Annotated in this window: 17 protein-coding genes and 1 pseudogene; 8 read left to right on the forward strand and 10 right to left on the reverse strand. The window is 73.7% G+C overall.

All coding sequences use genetic code 11. The annotated features are described in order from the left end of the window. The first annotated feature begins 34 nt into the window (after positions 1 to 34). Both ACZ4VT_RS01375 and ACZ4VT_RS01380 read left to right on the forward strand, forming a co-directional pair. Positions 35 to 520 carry an NUDIX hydrolase gene (locus ACZ4VT_RS01375; RefSeq protein ID WP_467945537.1) on the forward strand — a complete coding sequence of 162 codons (486 nt, stop codon included), beginning with the start codon at positions 35 to 37 and terminating at the stop codon, positions 518 to 520. Positions 521 to 648: 128 nt separating this feature from the next. Continuing rightward, on the forward strand, positions 649 to 1866 hold the full coding sequence (locus tag ACZ4VT_RS01380; protein WP_467945539.1) for an acyltransferase family protein: 1218 nt from the start codon (positions 649 to 651) through the stop codon (positions 1864 to 1866). A gap of 16 nt (positions 1867 to 1882) precedes the next feature. On the opposite strand, the gene ACZ4VT_RS01385 is transcribed toward ACZ4VT_RS01380, so the two are convergent. Beyond that, a complete protein-coding gene (locus ACZ4VT_RS01385) occupies positions 1883 to 2659 on the reverse strand; it encodes a trypsin-like serine peptidase (RefSeq protein ID WP_467945541.1) in 777 nt (258 codons plus the stop codon). 227 nt (positions 2660 to 2886) lie between these two features. Further along, the gene (locus ACZ4VT_RS01390; protein ID WP_467945543.1) at positions 2887 to 4341 is read right to left on the reverse strand and encodes a glycosyltransferase family 39 protein; all 1455 of its coding nucleotides are present in this window, start codon (positions 4339 to 4341) and stop codon (positions 2887 to 2889) included. Between the two features lie 160 nt (positions 4342 to 4501). Between ACZ4VT_RS01390 and ACZ4VT_RS01395 the strand changes: the two genes are divergently transcribed. Continuing rightward, positions 4502 to 5791 carry an ATP-binding protein gene (locus tag ACZ4VT_RS01395; RefSeq protein WP_351286772.1) on the forward strand — a complete coding sequence of 430 codons (1290 nt, stop codon included), beginning with the start codon at positions 4502 to 4504 and terminating at the stop codon, positions 5789 to 5791. Between the two features lie 226 nt (positions 5792 to 6017). Here the strand turns inward: ACZ4VT_RS01395 and ACZ4VT_RS01400 are convergent, their stop codons facing one another. The 5 genes from ACZ4VT_RS01400 to ACZ4VT_RS01420 form a co-directional block, all read right to left on the reverse strand. Beyond that, complete coding sequence (locus tag ACZ4VT_RS01400; protein ID WP_467945545.1) at positions 6018 to 6620, reverse strand: hypothetical protein; 603 nt, start codon at positions 6618 to 6620, stop codon at positions 6018 to 6020. After that, positions 6617 to 8233 carry a serine/threonine-protein kinase gene (locus ACZ4VT_RS01405; RefSeq protein ID WP_467945547.1) on the reverse strand — a complete coding sequence of 539 codons (1617 nt, stop codon included), beginning with the start codon at positions 8231 to 8233 and terminating at the stop codon, positions 6617 to 6619. The genes ACZ4VT_RS01400 and ACZ4VT_RS01405 overlap by 4 nt, the downstream gene beginning before the upstream one ends. Positions 8234 to 8369: 136 nt before the next feature. After that, positions 8370 to 9623 carry a Tm-1-like ATP-binding domain-containing protein gene (locus ACZ4VT_RS01410; protein WP_467945549.1) on the reverse strand — a complete coding sequence of 418 codons (1254 nt, stop codon included), beginning with the start codon at positions 9621 to 9623 and terminating at the stop codon, positions 8370 to 8372. A 48-nt stretch (positions 9624 to 9671) separates the two neighbouring features. After that, a complete protein-coding gene (locus ACZ4VT_RS01415) occupies positions 9672 to 10178 on the reverse strand; it encodes an NUDIX hydrolase (RefSeq protein WP_467945551.1) in 507 nt (168 codons plus the stop codon). Positions 10179 to 10263: 85 nt separating this feature from the next. Then, positions 10264 to 11295 (reverse strand): cation diffusion facilitator family transporter, encoded by a 1032-nt coding sequence (locus tag ACZ4VT_RS01420; RefSeq protein ID WP_467945552.1) that lies wholly within the window; start codon positions 11293 to 11295, stop codon positions 10264 to 10266. A 179-nt stretch (positions 11296 to 11474) separates the two neighbouring features. Here ACZ4VT_RS01420 and ACZ4VT_RS01425 point away from each other — a divergent pair, with 179 nt between their 5' ends. Beyond that, positions 11475 to 13886 (forward strand): ABC transporter ATP-binding protein/permease, encoded by a 2412-nt coding sequence (locus ACZ4VT_RS01425; RefSeq protein ID WP_467945554.1) that lies wholly within the window; start codon positions 11475 to 11477, stop codon positions 13884 to 13886. 6 nt (positions 13887 to 13892) lie between these two features. Then, positions 13893 to 14573, forward strand: coding sequence for an SH3 domain-containing protein (locus tag ACZ4VT_RS01430; protein ID WP_467945556.1), 681 nt, complete (start codon positions 13893 to 13895; stop codon positions 14571 to 14573). Positions 14574 to 14610: 37 nt separating this feature from the next. Here the strand turns inward: ACZ4VT_RS01430 and ACZ4VT_RS01435 are convergent, their stop codons facing one another. After that, on the reverse strand, positions 14611 to 15828 hold the full coding sequence (locus ACZ4VT_RS01435) for a streptophobe family protein (RefSeq protein ID WP_467945558.1): 1218 nt from the start codon (positions 15826 to 15828) through the stop codon (positions 14611 to 14613). Between the two features lie 165 nt (positions 15829 to 15993). Here ACZ4VT_RS01435 and ACZ4VT_RS01440 point away from each other — a divergent pair. Further along, positions 15994 to 17250, forward strand: a pseudogene (locus ACZ4VT_RS01440) (DUF6777 domain-containing protein); the annotation flags it as partial. A gap of 388 nt (positions 17251 to 17638) precedes the next feature. Here the strand turns inward: ACZ4VT_RS01440 and ACZ4VT_RS01445 are convergent. Beyond that, positions 17639 to 17878: a hypothetical protein gene (locus ACZ4VT_RS01445; protein ID WP_351584471.1), complete on the reverse strand. Its 240-nt coding sequence runs from the start codon at positions 17876 to 17878 to the stop codon at positions 17639 to 17641. Positions 17879 to 18003: 125 nt separating this feature from the next. On the opposite strand from ACZ4VT_RS01445, the gene ACZ4VT_RS01450 reads away from it, so the two are divergent. Both ACZ4VT_RS01450 and ACZ4VT_RS01455 read left to right on the forward strand, forming a co-directional pair. Further along, positions 18004 to 19176 carry a sensor histidine kinase gene (locus ACZ4VT_RS01450; protein ID WP_467945560.1) on the forward strand — a complete coding sequence of 391 codons (1173 nt, stop codon included), beginning with the start codon at positions 18004 to 18006 and terminating at the stop codon, positions 19174 to 19176. 107 nt (positions 19177 to 19283) lie between these two features. Beyond that, complete coding sequence (locus tag ACZ4VT_RS01455) at positions 19284 to 19892, forward strand: response regulator transcription factor (RefSeq protein WP_467945913.1); 609 nt, start codon at positions 19284 to 19286, stop codon at positions 19890 to 19892. 12 nt (positions 19893 to 19904) lie between these two features. On the opposite strand, the gene ACZ4VT_RS01460 is transcribed toward ACZ4VT_RS01455, so the two are convergent. Continuing rightward, the gene (locus ACZ4VT_RS01460) at positions 19905 to 20828 is read right to left on the reverse strand and encodes a S41 family peptidase (protein ID WP_467945562.1); all 924 of its coding nucleotides are present in this window, start codon (positions 20826 to 20828) and stop codon (positions 19905 to 19907) included. Between the last annotated feature and the right edge of the window lie 70 nt (positions 20829 to 20898).

Raw genomic sequence — 20898 nt, forward strand, 5'->3', positions numbered from 1 at the left:
CGGAGCCGGCGCCCCGGCCTCGTAGGGTCGGGGGATGACCACACCCGATTTCATCCGCGCCATCCGAGCCACCGCCGGGCACCAGCTGCTCCTGCTCCCCGGGGTCACGGCCATCGTCCTCGACGACCTGGGCCGGGTGCTGCTCGGCCGGCGCACCGACACCGGGCGCTGGTCCGTGGTCGGCGGGATCGCCGAACCGGGGGAGCAGCCCGCCGAGACCGCCGTGCGCGAGGTGTACGAGGAGACGGCGGTGCGCTGCGTCCCGGAGCGGGTCGTGCTCGTCCAGATGCTGGAGCCGATCACCTACCCCAACGGCGACGTCTGCCAGTTCCAGGACATCACCTTCCGCTGCCGTGCGACCGGCGGCGAGGCGCGGGCCAATGACCACGAGTCCCTCGAAGTGGCCTGGTTCGAGGTGGACGCGCTGCCGCCGCTGGAGCCCTTCGCCCTGGACCGGATCCACCGGGCCCTGCGCGACGAGCCCACCTGGTTCGCGGCGCCCGCGGAGCTCCCGGAATAGGACGCGTCCGGCAAACCGGTCGGGTGTGGCCCGGCTCACCTGGGGATCGCCGGTAGTGCGCTGTAAGGTTCCGCAGATCCAACGGCGGTCATCGGACAGTCGTACGTTTTACAAGGGGTGGCCGAGGGATGGGCGCGGGCAGTTCAGCCGGAGGGCCGCGAACGAGCGGCGTCACGCGGGCCGGTGCCGCACGTGACGGCGGTACGCGCACGGGAGCCGCGGGCGGACGCCTGGCGGTCCTCGACGGCGTCCGGGTCCTCGCCGCTCTCTCCGTGCTCTTCTACCACTACGTGGTCCTCGACAGCGCCTGGGGCGAACCGACCGAGGGGGTCTTCCCGGCCGCCCACGGGTTCGCCGTGTACGGCTGGCTCGGCGTCGAGATCTTCTTCCTGGTCAGCGGGTTCGTCATCTGCATGAGCGCCTGGGGCCGGACCGTGGGCGACTTCGCGGTGTCCCGGATATCCAGGCTGTTCCCCGCCTACTGGGCGGCCGTGGCCTTCACCTCCCTCGTGCTGTTCAACTGGCCCGAGGTGAGGCGGATCAGGGCCGCTGACGTGGTGGTGAACCTGTCGATGATGCAGGGCGGCATCGGGGTCCCCCACATCGACGACGTGTACTGGACCCTCTTCGTCGAGCTCAAGTTCTACGTCCTGTTCGCCGTCGTCGTCATGCGCGGCGTGACCTACCGCAACTGCGTCCTCTTCTGCGGGGCCTGGACCCTCGCGGGCGTGGTGGCCCCCGCCGTCGACAGCGGCGTGCTGTCCTTCTTCGCGGCGTCGTCCGCCTCCCCGTACTTCATCGCCGGCATCGCCTTCCACCTGATGCGGCGCTTCGGCCCGAACGCCGTCCTGTGGGCCGTCGTCGGCCTCCAGTTCCTCCTCGCGCAGCACCACGTGCACGACCGCATGACCGCCAGCCTGGGCCCGGGCGTCACCCAGCAGACGCCCGTCTGGCCCGCCCACCTGATCATCCTGCTCGGCTTCCTCCTCATGGCGGCGATAGCCCTGGGCGCCCTCGACGGCATCCGGTGGCGCTGGCTCGCGCACGCCGGAGCGATCACGTACCCGCTCTACCTGATCCACATGCTGGCCGGGCTGACGCTCATCCACCACTTCCGCCACGAGGTGGCTCCCGTACCCCTGGCCATCGGCGTCACCGTCCTCATGGCGCTGCTCGCCTGGCTCATCCACCGGTTCGTCGAGCGCCCGCTGGGCCGGTTCCTGCGCGACCGGCTGCGGCGCGGCATCCAGGACATCCGCTCGGGCACCCCGGCCACGCCCCCGCTCCGAGGGCTGCCCGCGCAGCCTTCCGCGCCCGAGGCGGAACGCCTCCCGGCCGTCCGCTAGATGCGCGTCCGACCACCTAACCCGCGTCGGCCGCCTCGCGGTACAGCTCCACCGCCTGGTCGCCCATCACCGCGCTGTACGAGATCTCCGGCACGGCCCCGCCGCCCTCGTGGCCGCCGAGCACCCCGGCCAGCGCGCCGTCCACCAGCCAGGGGCTGCCACTGGTGCCGCCGCTGAGCTCCGGGCAGCCGATCCGCCGCTGGGTCTCGGAGAACAGGTCGGTGGTGTTGGCGCAGCGCAGCGGGGCCTCCAGGGTCCGCGGGTACCCGATGACCGTCACCGCGGCGTCGTCCGGCTGCTCGGCGGCGACCCGGAAGCCGCCCACGAGGTCCTCGACGGCCCCGCTCTGCCCGCCGTCCACCGGGGCCACCGTCGCGAAGGCGATGTCGTCGTCCGGGTCCTGGCCCTCGGTCCAGCCCGGGGCGAGGTACACCCCGGTGAGCTTCCAGAGGCCGTACGGGGCCTCGCCGTCCCGGTAGCCCGGTGCGAAGACGGTGGTGTACGGGCTCTCCAGGCAGTGCGCGGCGGTGGCGATCACATCGCGGTCGTCGCTGCGCACGACGGCGGCGGTGCAGAAGTGCCCGCCGTCGAGCCCGTCCGCGAAGAGCGCGCCCACCCGGTCCGCCGTGGCGTCCGGCACCGCCCGCGCGGTGATCCCGAGCGGCGGTCCGGCCGCGGCGTCGGGCACGTCCACGCCGAGCAGCGCCGCCATCGCGGTCAGCGCGAGCAGGATCCGTGACGCCCGCCGCGCACGGATGCGCCGGGCCGGCCGGGGGAGCATGCGGTGGATCATGCTTCCACCCTGCCCGCCGAACCTATGTCCGGAGCCCGGTGTTCCGTATGAATCTGCTGTGAATCCCGTGGGCCCGGTGTGAAACCCGGACCCGCGGGCCCGGCCCGCCGGCGGCCCGCCGGAGCACGATGGGCGTCCTGAACGTGTCTGATCAGAACGCGCAACAGGGACCCGGCCCGTCCGCACAGGCTTCGGCCTGCTACGCGAAGGGCGTACTCAGGCGCGGCCTAGCCCCGGCGCTCGTAGACCGTCACGCGGCGTCCCCGCACCTGCCGGTCCTCCACCACCGCGAAGTGCTCCCGCAGGACCGCGGCCTTCGCCTTGTCCCGCTCCGCCGACGGGGGCTTCGCGACCTTCGCCGAGTCCGTCACCAGCAGCACCCGCCGCTGCCCGAGCAGCGCCGCCCGGATCCGCTCCGGTTCCGCCTCCTCGCCCTTGAGCGTGGCCGAATCGACCGGCGTCCGGGCCAGCGCCAGGTCGGTCAGGCCGGTGAAGGCGCCGGGGGAGACCAGTGCGGTGTCCCGCCGTGCGGCCGGCACGAACAGCACCGCGTCCCCGTCCCGCTTCAGCTGTTCCACCTCGCCCGCCACCGCCAGGACGTCGTCGACCCGGCTGGCCGGAGCCCGCTTGCCCAGCTCCACCGGCAGCAGCGCCACCACCGCGACCCCGACCACACCCGGCACGAGGAGGCCCGCCGCCCGCGGGAACCGGGGCGCGCACGCCCGTACGGCCGCGCCCAGCGCGGCGCCGATCAGCAGCGCCAGACCCACCATCGAGAACAGCACGTACCGGTCCAGGAACAGCGGCTGGGCCAGCGACAGACCGATCAGCCCGAGCTGCGGCACCGCCAGCAGCGGCAGTCCCACCGCCGCCGCCGAGAGGCCCTTGCGGTCGGGCCGGTCCGCCCACGCGCCGAGCCCGCCGACGGCGAGGAGGATCCCAGGGCCGATCAGCATGTGCCACGTCAGCGGCGGAATCCAGGACACCTGGTCCGACTGGTCCCGGCTGAACAGGATCAGCGGCAGCGCCCCCGCCGCCGCGGCCGAACCGTACGCGGCCCAGCGCAGCAGGATCCCGCGCCCGGCCCGTACCCACCACAGGGTCGCCGCGTGCGCCGGCAGGACCAGCAGCGACAGCCAGTTGAGCAGGGCGCACGCCAGCACCGTGACCCCGTACGCCGTCCAGCGCGGCCAGGCCCGCCGCCCGGGCCCGCCCTCCACGAGCGAGACCAGCAGCAGGGTCGACAGCCCGGCCCCGGCCGCGACCAGCGCGTACGGCCGGCCCTCCTGCAGGTAGAACTGGACGGCCGGCAGCAGCCCGAGGGCCAGCCCGCCGCCGAGCCCGGCCCAGAAGCCCGCCAGCCGGCTCCCGATCAGCGCCACGCAGGCCGCGGCGGCGGCGACCGCCAGCACCGACGGCAGCCGCAGGGTCGTCGTACTCGCGCCGAAGACCTCGAAGAGCCCGTGCATCAGCAGGTAGTAGAGCCCGTGCACGGCGTCGACGTTCCCGAGCATGCGCCCTATCTCGCCGACAGGCCGGCCCGCCACCTGCCAGGTCGCCGCCTCGTCCCGCCATACGCTGTCCTGCCGCGACAGCCCCCACAGACCGAACGCCACGGTCCACAGGAACGGAACGAGCCAGAGGAGGAGCCCGCGTCGGGCCGCGGATATGTGGCAAAGCATGAAGGCGCTGGGATCCTCGGTCTGATGTTCGGGCGGAAGACACCAGTCTATGGACGACACGGACGGTTTCCGGACCGCCTGTTGTGCACGAAGGAGCGTGATCGCCCGGCGCTGCCGCCCCTAGCCTCGCCGCAGGAGCACGAACGAGGGGCGGTACCCGGTGAACTGGCTCATCCACGACTACCGCGAGAGCGATCTCGCAGCGGTGGTCCACCTGATCGACACCACGGCCGAACTCGGCCAGGAGTCCGTCTTCTCGCTCGCCGAGTGCATCAGCGCGCTGACCGACCGCCAGCCCTGCGTGGTCGCCGTCCACCAGGGAGTCCCGATCGGCGCGGCACTGGCCTGCGTCACCGGGGAGCGGGCCTGGGTGATGCGCATCGCGATCGCCGCCGGCTGGCGCGGCCGCGGCCTGGCCAGCGCCCTGCTCGTCGAGCTGGAACGACGGCTCATCGCCGCGCGCGTCGGCCGCATCGCCTATGTCCTGCCCGAAGAGGACCTGCTCGGCGAGGGATTGCTCAACGCCGGCTACACGCGGCAGCCCGCCGTCGCCTACTTCGAGAAGACGGAGCCCCTGCACGGACCGGCCGCCGGCCTCCTCGACGACCTCGGCGGCCGCTTCCTCCCCAACGACCTGTGGGCCAAGGTCGCCGGGATGGAGAAGGAGAAGGACCTCATCGAGCGGCGCGTGGTGCTGCCGCTCGCCGAGCCCGAGCGGGCCGCCTCGCACGGGGTGCGGCCGCCGCGCGCGATCACCCTCTTCGGCCCGCCCGGCACCGGCAAGACCACCTTCGCCCGGGCCATCGCCTCCCGGCTCGGCTGGCCCTTCGTGGAACTGCTGCCCTCCCGCCTCGCCGACGAGGGCAACCTGGCCGCCGCGCTGCGCGACGCCTTCGCCCGGATAGCCGAGCTGGAGCGCGTGCTCGTCTTCATCGACGAGGTCGAGGAGATCGCACCGGTGCGCACCGAGCCGGCGCAGCCCGGCGGGATCCACGGCGTGACGAACGAGCTGCTCAAGCTGATACCGGGCTTCCGGGAGGGCGACGAACGGCTGCTGGTGTGCGCAACCAACTCCATCCGCTCCCTCGACCCGGCCTTCCTGCGGCCCGGGCGCTTCGACTACCTGATCCCGATCGGCACCCCGGACGCCGGGGCGCGCGCCGCGATCTGGTCCCGCTACACGGCGGGGCGCGCGGACGTCGACGTGGCGGCCCTGGTGGCGGCGACCGAGCTGTTCACACCGGCCGACATCGAGCACGCGGCCCGGATCGCGGCGCAGGTGTCCTTCGAGCGGGACCTGGAGGCCGTGGGCGCGCGGGGCGCGGCCGCCGCGCAGCTGGGCGCGACGACGGAGGACTACCTGGCGGCGGTCCGGCAGTGCCGGCCGACGGTGACCCCGGCGATGACGGGCGAGTTCGAGGCGGACATCACGGCGCACGCCCGGTTCTGACCGGCGCCCTGCCCCCATGACTTCCGTCCCCCGGTTGCGGCGGGGGAGGGAACGCGGAACGGCCCGCGGCCACTTCCCAAAGCGGCCGCGGGCCTCCCGCGCGGACGTGGCATCCGCGCGGGACGGCCACATTCCGGTTTGGGGTGTCGCCGGCTGGAACGTGACACGCAGCGGTGCCTGAGGGCATCCGGGCCAGGGGCTTCGGCAGAGCGCCCGCGGCCGCCCGCTACGGCGAGCAGCGGTACGTGAAGTCCACCGCGGCCGTGCGCTGCTGCGGGGACAGCAGGCGCAGTTCGGCCCGCGCGGGGTAGTTCCCCGTGCCCTGGAAGGTCCACAGCAGGTGCAGTCGGGCCTCGCGCTGTCCGCGCGGCACCCGTTCGGTCAGTTCCTCCGACTGCGTGCCGTCGCTGCGGACCCAGCGGTAGGTGAGGGTCCCCGGGCGCCCGTTGGTCCCGACGACGGCGACCACGTCGGCCGTCGCGTCACAGGGCGGGCCCTGGGGATCGGTGCTCACGGCCACGTCCCGGGCCTCGATGCCGGGCCCGAACCGCTGCCACCCGAGGTACGCGAGGACGGCGGCCAGCACCACCGCGGCCAGGGCGTACCGCCGCAGGCCGACGAGGCGGCGGCGCCGCGGCGCGGCGACGGAGGCCACCACCACGGGGAACGGCGCGGGCATGGCCGCGGTCACCCCGGGCCCGAACCGGAGCACGGATCCCTCGACCCGGTCCGGGGTCACCTCCGGGGCCGCCTGGGGACCGGAGAACCAGTGGCTCCCGAGGACGGTGGCGCTGTAGTCCTCGCCCTCGGGGGCGCGGGGATCGGTCATCGGGGCACGTCCTGGCAGCGCAGCAGGTACTGGGAGGCCGACGCCGACTTGTTCCCGGCGGCCGGCTTCGTGGTCACCCGGACGCCTCCGTAGCAGCCGCGGTCGCGGGTGAAGGTGTGGGACCTGACCACGGTGACCGGCGAGCCGGCCTGGACCGTGAACGACTCCGTGCCGTCGGCGACGGAGTAGGAGCCCTGCGCACCGCCGAGGAACCACTCCAGCACCACGGTGACCGGCCCGGTGCCCTGGGCGGCGACGGAGACCGTCGCGTCGCCCCGGTACACGCCCGTCTTCAGCGACACGTCGACCTTCGTGACCACCAGGGTCGGCGTCGGCGTGGGCGACCAGCTCACCGTCGGCTTCGGGGTGGGGCTCGGCGAGTACGACGGCGACGCGGACGGCGACGCGGACGGCGATGCGGACGCGGACGCGGAGGTGGACGGCGAAGGGCTCGGGGACGCCGAGGCGCTGGGACTCGGCGAGGCGGAAGGAGAGAGCGTGGCAGCCGGGGTCGGGGACGCCGATCCGGGCGGGGCCGCGCTCGTCGTGGCGAAGGCACTCACCGCGGAGGCCCCGCCGGGGGACGCGCCGATCGCGTCCGTGGTCAGCATCACGACCGCGCCCAGGACCAGCGCCACCCCCGCCGCGAGCCAGCCGCTGCGGCCGGGTGCCCAGCCCGAGCCACTGCTCAGGGTGGTGGTGGCCACCGCCGTGGTGCCCGCCGCCGGGGCGCCCGCCGAGGGGAACAGCAGGGGCAGCAGCGCGGCCAGCGCCGCCAGCTTGCGCTGCCCGCGCTCCTCCCACTCGGGCCCGTACGCGGCCAGGGCCACGCCCTCCAGCTCCGCCACGAACGCCTCGGCGTTCTCCGGGCGCTGCTCGGGCTGCTTGGCCAGGCCGCGCCGGATCAGCGGTCGTACAGTCTCCGGGGCCTCGGTCTCCGGGACCGGCGCCTCCATGTGCTGGACGGCGAGCTCCGCGAAGTTCTCCCCGTCGTACGGCTTGCGGCCGGTGAGGCACTCGAAGAAGGTCGCCGTCGCCGCGTACACGTCGGCCGCGGGCGAGGCCGGCCGGCCCTGCCACTGTTCGGGGGCCATGTAGGCGGGGGTTCCGGCCACACCGGGCGTGGTGCCGCGGTTCGCCGCGATCCCGAAGTCCACCAGTTTCGAGGAGCCGTCGGCCGCGACCAGCACGTTCTCCGGCTTGTAGTCCCGGTGGACGACGCCGGCCCGGTGCGCCGCCGCGAGCCCGAGCAGCGATCCCTTGAGGACCACCAGCGCGGCCTCGGCGTCGGCCTGCCCGGACCGCTTGAGCAGCGCGCGCAGGGAGATGCCGTCGACGAGCTCCATCACGATGGCCGCGCCGGCGGGCGACTCCACGTACTCGTACAGCCTCACCACGTACGGGGTCCCGAGCCCGCCCAGGAGGCGGGCCTCGGCCCGGAACTCCCCGACGAACGCCGGGTCCTCGCGCAGCCGGTCGCTGAGGTACTTCACCGCGACCGCCGTGCCCGTGGCGTCGTGGACGGCGAGCACCACGCGGCCGCTGCCGCCCGCGCCGAGCTCCCGGACCTCCGTGTAACCGGGGACCGACCATGCCGTCCGTGTGTCCTTCACCGTTCCCGCCCCCCTGTCCGGCTGTCCGCCGTGCCGCACCGTGTCCCCGTGGCCGGCCGGTGACCGGCCACCCCCTGGGACACGGTTTCCGGCACGGCCGGTTCCGAGCCGTGCGGGGTGTCTCGGGCCGCGGCTCTCAGGCCGCGGCCGCCATCGCACCGATCATGTCGTGCAACCGGTCGGCGGCCGCCCGTCCGAAGGCCGGGTCGTTGATGTGCGTGTCGTAGTCGTAGAGCCGGGCGGCGCTGCCCCGCAGGCCTTCGCGCAGCGCCGTGAACAGAGCCCGGTCCGCGCCGGGGTCATGGTACGGCCCGCCCGGCGATCCGAGCGTGGACAGTCCGCGGAGCGGGACGCAGACCGCCGTGGGGCCGGTCGCGACGCTGAGTTTGGCGGCGACCCGACGGCCGAGTTCCGTGCATTCCGCCTGGTTCGTGCGGATCACCGTGATGGACGGGTTGTGGACGTGGACGCCCCGGTCCAGGACCCGCTGGGGCAGGCTCTCCAGCGGGCCGAACTTCACCATGTCCAGCGCCCCCAGGCTCACCACCTGCGGGATTCCGGCCCGCCCGGCCGCGCTGAGCCGGTCCGGGCCCGCGGTGAGGATGCCCCCGCACAGGTCGTCGGCGAGCTCGCTGAGGGTGAGGTCGAGGACGCCCGCGAAGATCCCCTGGCCGGCCAGGGTCTCCAGGGTGCGGCCGCCGGTGCCGCTGACGTGGAAGACGAGCACCTCGTAGCCGAGGTCCGTCAGCCGCTCGCGCGCCGCGTCCACGCCGGCCGTGGTCACGCCCGCCATGCTCGCCGCGATCAGCGGGCGGGCGCCCGCCCCCAGCCGGGGCGGGCGGTGCTCCAGGGAGGCGCGGGCGTAGGCCCTCGCCATCCCGGCGATCGCCTCGACGGCGTTCGCCAGGACCGGCCCGGAGACGCTGTTGATCCCCGCGATGTCCACCACGCTGTACATCATCGTGATGTCCGAGGAGCCCACGTACGGGCTGACGTCCCCGGACGCCATGGACGAGACCATCAGTTTCGGTACGCCCAGCGGCAGGGCGCGCATCGCCCGGGTGGCGATGGAGGTGCCGCCGCTGCCGCCGATCGCGAGCACCCCGTGCAGCCGGCCCTCGGCGTGCAGGCGTAAGAGCGTCGCCTCCGCGCCGCGGGCCATCGTGGTCACGGCCGCGCCCCGGTCGGCGGCCGCGCGCAGTTCCGACAGTTCCGTTCCCGCTGCCCGGGCGACCGCGTCACGCGGCACGTCGGCGGGCACCCGGGGTTCGCCCATGATTCCTGTATCGACCAGTACCACTTCGACGCCGGCGCGCAGCAGCCTCTCGCGCAGCCAGCCGTACTCCACACCCTTGGTGTCCAGGGTTCCCACCAGCACGACGTTCGTCATATGTGCAATGTCCACGCAGGTGGGGGCGTTGGCAAGCGCGAGTACGAGTCAGCTCTCAGGGCCCTCGAGGTCCCCAAGGAGCTTCAACAGCCGCTCCAGGAAAGGAACCTGAGACTTAATCAGCATTTTTTCGGCCAGCGGCGGGGCATACCACGACACCCGGTCCAGCTCCGGGAACTCCTGTACGTTCCCCGAGTGCGGGGGCCACTCCATGGTGAAGGTCCCGGGCACCATCAGCTCCGGGTCGAGGTCCGCCTCCACCGCCCAGATGGTCACCAGCTTTCCGCTGGACAGCCGTACCTCGCCCAGCGGCAGGTACTCGCCTTCCGGCGGGGGCAGCCCGATCTCCTCGGTGAACTCCCGGCGGGCCGCGTCCCGCGGCGTCTCGTCCGGTCCGTACTCGCCCTTCGGGATGCCCCAGCCCCCGGCCTCCCGTCCGGCCCAGAGCGGGCCGCCCATGTGCCCGAGCAGGACCTCGACGCCGGGCCGCTCCTCTTCCGGCCGTCCGCCGGTCCGCCGGAACAGGAGCAGTCCGGCACTGCGCTTGTGCGTCATGGGTCCATCCATGCCCCGAAGGGCCGCCGATCAGTGCTCCGGGTCGGTGCTCCGCGGTCAGGAGGACGCGGTCAGGAGGACGTGGTCAGTGGGCGTGCGGCCCCTGCCGGTGGACCGGCCCGTGCGCGTCCGCGCAGTGGGCGCCGGACGGGCCCTCGCCCGCGCGGCCGACCGTGAGGAGGGAGTCCTGCGCGTGGTCCACCTGGAGGGTGGTGTGCGTGATCCCGTACTCCTTGGCCAGCAGCCCCTCCAGGTCCCGGCGCACGGCGTGGCAGTCGCCCGCCGGCTCCACCAGCACGTGCGCGGAGAGCGCCGCCTGGCCCGAGGTGATCGTCCAGATGTGCAGGTCGTGCACCTCGGTGACGGGCGGGTGCCCCACGAGGCGGTCGCCGACCGCGTCCGGGTCCACATGGGCGGGGGCGGCCTCCAGGAGTATCCGGCCGGACTCGCGGATCAGCCCGTAGCCCGCCTTGAGCATCAGCACCACCACGACCAGCGTGGCGATCGCGTCCGCCTGCCGGAAGCCGGTGGTCAGCACGATCACGCCGGCGACGGCGGTCCCGATGAAGGCGAAGAGGTCGTTCAGGATGTGCTGGTAGGCGCCTTCCACGACGAGCGTGGAACGGTTGGCCCGGGAGATGCACCAGGCCGCTGCCACGTTGACGGCGATGCCGGCGAGCGCCGTCACCACCACCAGACCGCCTTCCACCGGCGGCGGGTCCATCAGCCGCCGCACCGCCTCGTACGCCAGCCAGAGCCCCAGCAGGATCAGCGTCAGGCCGTTGGCCTGGGCGGAGAGTATCTCGGCGCGCTTGAGGCCGTACGTGAAACCGCCGCGGGCCGGGCGGGCCGCCAGCCGCATCGCGATCAGCGCGAGGACGATCGAGACGGCGTCGGTCAGCATGTGCGCCGCGTCGGAGATCAGGGCCAGGGAGTTGGCCATGACGCCGACGACGACCTCGATGGCCATGAACCCGCCGATCAGGGCGAGCGCGATCGCCAGCCAGCGGCGGTCGGCGTCGGCGGACACACCGTGGCTGTGTCCCGCGTGCCCGTTCCCGTGTCCCTGTCCGGGCCCGTGGTCGTGGTCGTCGTGCGCGTGGTCGTGCCCACTCATGGCGTCCCCCGTCTCATCGCGGCACCCGTGTGTTCGGATCCGTCGCGTGAAGTGAAGCGCACGCCGGCGAGATGGGCAAAGGCTGCAACGGGGACCGTTGTCATTACCCATAAGAGGCCTCTGACCTGCGATGATGTCGAGCCGCTGCCGGGTGGGCGGCTTCATGGGAAAATCTGCTCATGGCCCAGCGCCCCGGTGTGCCGACCGCACCCGAGCTCGTCCTGGTGACCGACACGGGCTCCGTCGCGATGAGCCCGGGCCGGACGTACCACGTCGGCAGGGACCCGCTCTGCGAGATCTGCCTGGAGGACGTCAGGGTCTCCTGGCACCACGCGGTCCTGCGCCCGGAGGGCGACCACTGGACGGTGGAGGACGAGCACAGCACCAACGGCACCTGGGCCGACGGCCGGCGCGTCCACGAATGGAGCGTCGGCGTCGGCAGTCAGCTACGGTTCGGCGACGCGGAGGACGGCCCGCGCGCCGTCCTCGTCGGTCCCCCTCCGCCCCCGCCGCCCGCCCCTCCGTCCTCCGCCGCGCCGGACGCCGCGTACGCCGCGCGCCCCGCCCGGCCGTCCGGGGTCTCGTCGCTGTCACGGACCTTCCAGCGGCCGACGACCGTACGCCCGCTGCTCGCCCGTACCGCCGTGAGCATCGGCCGCGCCCCCGAGAGCGACCTCTTCATCGACGACCTCACCGTCTCCCGCCGGCACGCCGAACTCCGCGCCCTCGCCGACGGCAGCTACGAGATCGCGGACCTCGGCAGCCACAACGGCACCTACCTCAACGGCACCCGCCTCGACCGCCGGGCCGCCCCCCTCAGCCAGGGCGACATCGTGGGCATCGGCCACTCGGCCTTCTGCCTCGTCGGCGACCAGCTCGAGGAGTACGTGGACACGGGCGAGGTCTCGCTCGACGTCCAGGACCTCACCGTCGCCGTCGACAAGGGCCGCAAGATCCTCCTCGACCGGGTCTCCTTCCCCGTCGGAGCCAAGTGCCTCCTCGCTGTCGTCGGCCCCAGCGGCGCCGGCAAGTCCACCCTGCTCGGCGCGCTCACCGGACTGCGCCCCGCCGACCAGGGCACCGTCCTTTACGACGGACGCGACCTCTACCGCGACTACGCCGAACTGCGCCGCCGCATCGGCCTCGTCCCCCAGGACGACATCCTGCACTCGCAGCTCACCGTGCGGCGCGCCCTCGGCTACGCCGCCGAACTGCGCTTCCCGCAGGACACCGCCAAGGCCGAACGCCACGCCCGCGTGGAGGAGGTGATCGGCGAACTCGGTCTCCAGCAGCGTGCCGACCAGCCCATCCACAGCCTCTCCGGCGGCCAGCGCAAACGCGTGTCCGTCGCCCTGGAGCTGCTCACCAAGCCCTCCCTGCTCTTCCTGGACGAGCCCACCTCCGGCCTCGACCCCGGCATGGACCGCTCGGTGATGCACATGCTGCGCGGCCTCGCGGACGACGGCCGCACGGTCATCGTCGTCACCCACAGCGTGCTCAACCTCGAAGTCTGTGACCGCCTCCTGATCCTCGCGCCCGGCGGACGCACCGCCTACTACGGCCCTCCGGAGAAGGCCCTCGGATTCTTCGGCTTCGAGCAGTGGCCCGAGGCCTACGAGGCGTTCGAGAACGATCAGAACCGCGACTGGGCCGGGCAGTACCGGGCCTCACCGCTGCAGAGCCGCTACGTCGAGGTGTCCGCCGGCAGGTCCCCGCCCCCGCCCGCGGGGGAGGCGGCACGGACGTCCGGCGCCGTGCCGCAGCCGCCGCCCAAGGCACAGAGCTGGGGCTCCCAGCTCTCCACCCTGATCCGCCGCTACGCCGCCGTGCTCAGCGCCGACCGCACCTTCCTGGCCATCATGATCGGGCTGCCGTTCGTCATGGGCTGCCTGGCCCGCGCGCTGGCCGGCAGCGCCCTCACGGCCGAGACGGGCCTGAACGCGCTGTTCATCCTGGTCCTGGGCGGAGTCCTGACCGGCTCCGCCAACGCGGTGCGCGAACTCGTCAAGGAACGCGTCATCTACCAGCGCGAGCGCGCCGTCGGTCTGTCCCGGTCGGCCTACCTGATGTCCAAGGTGGTGGTCCTCGGCGCGCTCACCATCGCCCAGGCCGTGGTCCTCACCGTGGTCGGCCTCGCCGGGGTCGACACCAACGCCCCCGGCGGCAAAGGGATCTTCATGCCGCCGCTGATCGAGATCACCCTCGCCGTCGCCCTGCTGTCGTTCACCTCGATGCTGCTCGGCCTGATGATCTCCGCCCTGGTGACCAAGGAGGAGGCCACCATGCCGCTGCTGGTCCTCCTCACCATCGTCCAGTCCGCCTTCTGCGGCGCCCTGCTGAAGATCTCCGGCGTCCCCGTCCTCGAACAGCTGGCCTGGTTCGTGCCGGCCCGGTGGGCCATGGGCGCCATGGCCACCACCACCGACCTCGGCGCGATCGTGCCCCTCAAGATCACCCAGGACCCGCTGTTCGATCACAAAGAGAGCCTGTGGCTCCTCGAAATCGGGATGCTGCTCGCCCTGTCCGTGCTGTTCACCGTGGTGGTGGCCCGGATGCTGCGCCGCAACGAGCCCGCGGTCATGAGGAAGTAGCCGCCCATGACCAGCCCCGGTCCGGCCGAGGACTTCCGGCCCACCCACATCGTCCCCCAGGAGGGTCTTCCCGCCTGGGAGATGCCCGACGTGTCCCGCCCCACCGTGCCGCTCGACGGCTTCCTGCCGGTGCAGCTGCTGTCCCGGCGCGGCGACTGGGGCGAGGTGCTGTGCGCCAACGGCTGGTCCGCCTGGGTGGACGGCCGGCTCCTGGTGTCGGTGCCGCAACCCCCGCCGACGGCCGACCGGCCGCTCGCCCGTACGGAGGACGCGCGGCCACAGCTCACGCGCGCCGCCGAGGCCCTGGAGCGCTACCGGCGTGCCGTGGACGAGCTCGCCTCGGGCAGAACGGACGCCGACTCCTTCCGGCGGACCGTACGGGGGCTGAGGGCCGGGGTGGTCCTGGACGGGGAGTCGGTGTGGGTCTACGACGCCACGGCGGGGAAGTGGCTGTACGGCGACGAGAGCCGCCTGACGACCTTCGCGGTCGTGGCGGCACCGGGGGCCTCGCCCGGACCGCCGGCGCAGCCGCCGCCCGTGCCGCCGACACCCACGCAGGTGAGCGCGGGGTCGGGCGTACCTCAGGAGCCGCCACCGGCCGACGGGGCGGCCGGAGCCCGCCCCGATGCCGACACGGAGCACGACACCACCCGGATCGTGGACACGCACGACCCCGAAGCCGACTGAACGCGGTCCACCCGGAAGCCGGTCCCGGAAGCCGAAGTCAGGGCGCGGCCGGGGCCTCGGCGGCTTCCTCGACGCGGCCGCGGCGGTGCAGGGGGCGGGCCAGGAGGGCGCCCAGGAAGCCCGCCACCACGCCCCACAGCAGGGCGAGCCCGACCGTGCGCCACAGGACGGGATCCAGCAGGACCGTGCCGCCGAGCCCGTCCACCTCGCCGATGCCCAGCAGGGAGAGGCCGAACTGCGCCTGGACCCGCCCGAGCAGACAGACCGTCAGGGTCGCCAGGGCCAGGGCCACGCCCAGGTGGAGCGCGTGCTGCCAGGGCCGCACGTGGGCGGGGGACCGTACGGCCGCCAGCACGCCGGCGCCGAGCAGCAGGACGGCGGCCACGATCACCAGCCACCACGCCCGGGAGTCGTGCGCCGCGAGCGAGGCCACGTCCACCGTGGACGGCTCGGAGCCGCGCAGCACCTGGTCCAGGAGCTGCGGCATCGGCAGCCCGAACGGGCCGTCGACCCGGCCCTCCCAGGCGCCGCCGAAGCCCAGGGTGAAGGCGAGCCAGGCGAGGTTCGGCAGCCCGAGCAGCATGACGGCGAAAGTCCGGGCGGCATGGCCCTGGGTGGCGGCCACCACCAGGCCGGCCCCGATGCCGAGGACGACGTAGGCGAGGAGCAGCAGCATCGTGGCGAAGGCGGCCGGGCGCAGCGCCGCGTGGAAGCGGACCAGCCCGGCCGGGAGCGGTGCGCGGCGCGAGACCAGCAGGGCGATCAGCAACAGGCCCACGATCCAGAGCAGTCCGAAGAGGAGCGTGGCCGACAGGTCGGCCCGGAACCCCACCGTCGGAGCGGAGTCGAGGAGTTCACCGATCACCCCGGCCGGGGAGTCGGCGGTGGAGATGCCGAAGGTCTGCCGGGCCAGCAGGGCGGCGCCGGTCAGTGCGAGGAGCCACAGGACCACCAACGGCAGGGCCCTGCCGATGAGTTCGCGGGGCCGAGCCACCGCCCGGTTGTGCAGGGGGTGCAGGAAGCAGGAGCCGGCCGTGAGGGCGCCGGCCAGGCTCACCGACAGCGGGATCACGGACAGGCTCACGTCCGCCCCCGCCACGAAACCGGCCTCGCCCGACACCTCCAGCGAACCGCCGGCCGCCATCACGACGACCGCGGCGACCACACGGGGGAACGCGCCGCCCGGCAGATCGCCCGCGCCCGCGCACGCCAGCCCGGCGGCGGCGACCGCGGTCATCACGGCGAAGCCGGCCACGACCGCGATGAGGGCGTCTCTCCACGCCCTCGCGGAGCCCCCGGACGATGGTGCTCTCGGTATCCGGCTCACCCTGCAACGGTGGCACCCTCGGCTTGCGGGCACCACCCGGATGGCGCACACAATGTTCCGCAGGGAACTCCCTCCTCCTGGGAAGAAGAGCCCGTGACCACGCAACCCTCCGGCCGGCCGCCCTCGTCAGAGCGCCCCAGCGGGCCGCCTTCCGGCCCGCTCTCGGGCGGGCAGCAAGGGCCGCCGCCGCCCCCGCCCCCGTCCGCCCCGCCCGCCTCGGGCCCGCCCGGCGGGCCCGGCGGCCCTGACAAGGGGCCGTGGTGGCGATCCGTTCCCCGACTGGCCACGATGCTCGTCGCGGTGGTGGCGGTCGTCGCCCTGGCCGTCGTCCTGACCCGGCCCAGTGGTACCGACAACGCCGGCGGTGAGGTCTTCCTCCAGCCGGCCGCCGCCTCGGGTCCCGACCCGTTCACCGAGTCGGTCGCGACCGCCCAGGACACGCCGCCGGAGAGCCCGACGGCGTCCCCCACGGGCCCCACGGGCTCCAAGCCCCCCGGTAGCCCCAGCGCCCGCCCGAGCTCCCCTGAGGGCACCACGACGGGCACCCGGAGCATCAGCGGTTCCGCACCGGGCGTGTACGGGGGTACGAGGAACAGCGCCAGCTGTGACGTGGAGAAGCTGATCGGGTCGCTGTCCGCGGACCCGTCCAAGAACGCCGCCTTCGCCTCGGCCCAGGGCATCCAGCCGCAGTCCGTCCCGGCGTTCCTCCGCTCGCTCACCTCGGTGCAGCTGCGGATGGACACCCGGGTCACGAACCACGGCTACCAGAACGGCAAGCCCAACGCCTACCAGGCCGTGCTTCAGGCCGGGACGGCCGTGCTGGTGGACGACCGAGGGGTGCCGCGGGTGCGCTGCGCCTGCGGGAACCCGCTCGGGCCGCCGGTGGCGCTCAAGGCCGACCCGAAGCGCTTCGGGCAGACGTGGTCCTCGTACCAGCCGCAGAAGGTGGTGGTCATCGCGCCGGCACCCGTCGTGATCCACAAGATCGTGATCTACGACGCGCGCAGCCGGCACTGGTACGAGCGTGACAAGGGCAGCCACCACGGCAAGCCCGACCGGCCGGTGCCCCCGCCGCCGATCCACACGCCGACGATCATCCCGACGAAGCCGACGGGGACGCGCACCCCCCCGACGCCCACGGGAACGCACACCTCCCGGACCCCTACAGGGACGCACACGTCCCCGACGCCGACGGGCACCCACACGTCCCCGACGCCGACGGACACGCACACCACGCCGACGCCGACGGACACCCACACCACGCCGACGCCGACGGACACGGAGACCACGCCGACGCCCACGGAGACCGAGACGTCGGCGACACCGACCGAGACCGAGACGTCGGCGACCCCGACCGAGACCGAGACGTCGGCGACACCGACGGAGACGGAGACTCCCACTCCCGCGACGCCGACCGAGACGTTCACGACGGCGTCGGCCGAGATCACGCCCGAGATCACGCCCGAGATCACGCCCGAGACCACACCGGAGACGACGCCGGAAACGACGCCCGAGACCACGCCGGACACGATCACGGAGCAGCCTGAGTCAGTGGCCCCGGTGCAGCCCGAGACGCCGGTTGCGCCGACGCCCGAAGAGCCCGAGCAGGAGGTCCCGGGCAACCGGTCCGACTAGCCCGACAGCAGCCTCCGGCAGCACCCCGAGTGCACCGCTTCACCCGAACGGGCGAAGCGGTGCACTCGCACGACGTGGGCCTGCCACGGACCCGGGTCCCGGATCAGGCGCGGCCGCGCCGGGTCGGTGCGTCGCCCGCCGCGCCCACCGCGAGGCCGAGGACGAGCATCACGACGTAGCCGTAGATCTCGTAGCCGTCGGGGACGAGGAAACGGACGAAGCCCATGAAGTGGATCCAGCCGAGCCACTCGTGCAGGAGCCCGCTCGCGCCGCCGACGACGAGGACGAAGGAGAGCAGCCCCGTGACGGCCGCCAGGGGGGATTTCGGGGTGGAGGAGGTCATGCTCCGACGCTAGGGCCGGGCGCCGGCCGCCGGATCGGCCTTAGGGCGCTCGCCACTCGTACTTAAGTATCCGATCGGGGGCGGGAGGGTCCCGTCACGGGCCCGCCCGCGTAGATTCCGCAGACATGCGCCGCATCCACCGAACCCGCCGGGACTGGGCCGTCGACCTGGGGCTCTTCCTCTTCGCCGCCTGCTTCGCGGCGATCAGCTCGCAGTCCATCCCGGTGGCGCAGGACCTCGGCCCGGGGTGGCGGGCCGCCGACCAGGTGGTCGGCGGGCTGGGGTGCGCGGCGGTCCTGCTGCGGCGGCGCTGGCCGGTCCGGCTCGCCGTGGTCCTGCTGCTGGCCGGCAGCCAGGCGCACTACCTGACCGGCCCGACGATGGTCGCGGTGTTCACGGTGGCCGCGACCCGGCCGTGGAAGACCACGGCGTGGGTGGCGGCGCTGGCCTTCGCCCCGCTGCCGGTCTTCCTGTGGCAGCTGGCGGACATGCCCGAGGAACGGGCGGGCGCGGCCGTGACGTACTTCGCCCTGATCGCCGGGTCCATCGGCTGGGGGCTGTTCCGGCGGTCCCGGCAGCAGCTGATCGCCTCCCTGCGCGAGCGGGCCGAACTGGCCGAGGCGGACGCGGAGTCACGCGCGGAGCGGGCGCGCGGGGAGGCCCGCGAGGAGATCGCCCGCGAGATGCACGACGTACTCGGCCACCGGCTGTCGCTGCTGAGCGTGCACGCCGGTGCCCTGGAGTTCAACTCGGGTGCGCCGCGGGCCGAGATCGAACGGGCCGCCGGGGTGATCCGGGAGAGCGCCCACCTGGCCCTGCACGATCTGCGCGAGGTGATCGGCGTACTGCGGGCGGGATCCGGTTCGGGGCCGGCGGAGGGCGAGCGGCCGCAGCCGGAACTGGCGGACCTGGCCCGGCTGGTGGCGGAGGCGCGGGCCGCGGGCGGCCGGATCGAACTGGCCGGGCCGCTCGCGGGGGCCGAGCCGCCGCCCCTGGTGGGGCGTACGGCGTACCGGATCGTCCAGGAGGCGCTGACCAACGTACGCAAGCACGCGCCGGGCGCGGCCGTCGACGTACGGGTGGCCGGGGGCCCGGGGGACGGTCTGACGGTGGAGGTGCGCAACGCCCGGCCGCCCGGGCCGGATCAGGCTCCGGGCGCGGGCGCGGGAGCCGGTGCGGGCGGCGGGCAGGGGCTGATCGGTCTGGCGGAACGCGCCCGGCTGGCGGGCGGGGAGCTGACGGCCGCCCCCGCCGAGGGCGGGTTCCGGGTGCACGCCTGGCTACCCTGGCAGGGCTGACCGAAGGCCGGAAGGCCGGAAGGCCGACGGGGACGAGGGAGGAGGCGCGGGTGATCCGCGTACTGCTGGTCGACGACGACGCGATCGTCCGGGCCGGGCTGCGTCTGATGCTGGGCGGGGCCCCGGACATCGACCTGGTCGCCGAGGCCGCCGACGGGGCGGAGGTGCCCGCGCTGGTCGCCGCCCACGGACCCGACCTGGTGCTCATGGACATCCGGATGCCCGGTGTCGACGGGCTGGCCGCCACCGAGACGCTGCGGGCGCGGCCGGGGGCTCCGGAGGTCCTCGTCCTGACCACCTTCCACACCGACGCGCACGTACTGCGGGCGCTGCGCGCCGGCGCGGCCGGCTTCCTCCTCAAGGACACGCCCCCGCAGGAGATCGTGACGGCCATCCGGACGGTGGCCGCCGGGGACCCGGTGCTCTCCCCGGCCGTCACCCGCCGCCTGATCGACCAGGTGGCGGGCGGCTCGGGGCAGGACGACCGGGTGGCCGCCGCCCGCGCCCGGCTGGCGTTGCTGGCCGAACGGGAGCGGGAGGTGGCCCTGGCGGTCGGGCGGGGCCTGTCCAACGCGGAGATCGCGCGGGAACTCCACCTGGCGCTGCCCACGGTGAAGACGCACGTGTCACGGATCCTGACCCGGCTCGACCTCAACAACCGCGTACAGATCGCCCTGTTGGTCCACGACGCGAGCACGCAGGACCCGCCCGGGTGAGGCGGGCCGGCGTCAGCGCGCCGTTCCGCCGGCCGGCTGCGGCACTGCCTCCGCCTGCCGCAGTGCGGCCTTGAGCGCGGTGTCGAGCGCCTGGTCCGCCGGGACCTGAACGTCGGGAACGACGCCCACGCCCTCCCAGTTGGTACCGGTGACCGTGTTGATGGACCGGGCCGCCGGCACGGTCACGAGCACGTGCTCGGCCACCGCGTGGCGGGCCGTGGGATGGGCGCCGCCACGGGTCGTCGCACCGACGACGACGGCCCGGCCCTGGGCCTGCAGGGTGTACGCCACGTCCTCGCCACCGGAGAAGGTGGTCTCGCTCGTGAGTACGTAGACCGGGCGGTCGGTATAGCGCGGCGCGGGCAGGTGCCCGGAGGTCCAGTACTGGCGGGTGGTGTCGGTGGTGCGGTCGTAGATGTCGTTCAGGTGCACCTGGTCGTCGCCGAAGAAGTAGCTGCACCACATCGCGGCCCCTTCCGGCGCCCCGCCGCGGCAGCCGCGCAGGTCCAGCACGAGGGCGGAGCTGCCCGCGACCAGCTGCATGGCCGCGCCGATCACGCTCGCGCCCTCGACGGCGGTGGCGATGAGCCCGATCTCGATGAGCCCTATGCCCCCTTCGAGGTGCTCGACGCGGCGGACGCCCTGGTTGTGCTCCCTCAGCAGACTGATGAAAGCGGCCTTGCCGCCGTCCGCGTCCACCGGTTCCAGGGACTGCGGCTCCTCGGTCCACAGCAGGCGCAGGTGCTTGTCCGGGCACGCCTCCTGGAGGTGCGCCGTCACGGCCTCGCAGAGTGCCGGCCCGTCCAGGCCCTCGTACGCGCCCGCCGCGAGACGGCCGCGGATCGCGGCGTCTATGACGACGGCCTTCTCGGGGAAGACGTAGCCTGCGCCGATCCGGTCCAGGGCCTGTTCGATGATCTGTTCGTTTGTGGGCATGGCGGGTGATGCTAGACGGCCAACGGGTCCCGGACCAAAAGGATTTCCGGCGCGCTGCGGCGTAGCGCCC

It is taken from the genome of Streptomyces sp. NPDC029164 (assembly GCF_055563995.1).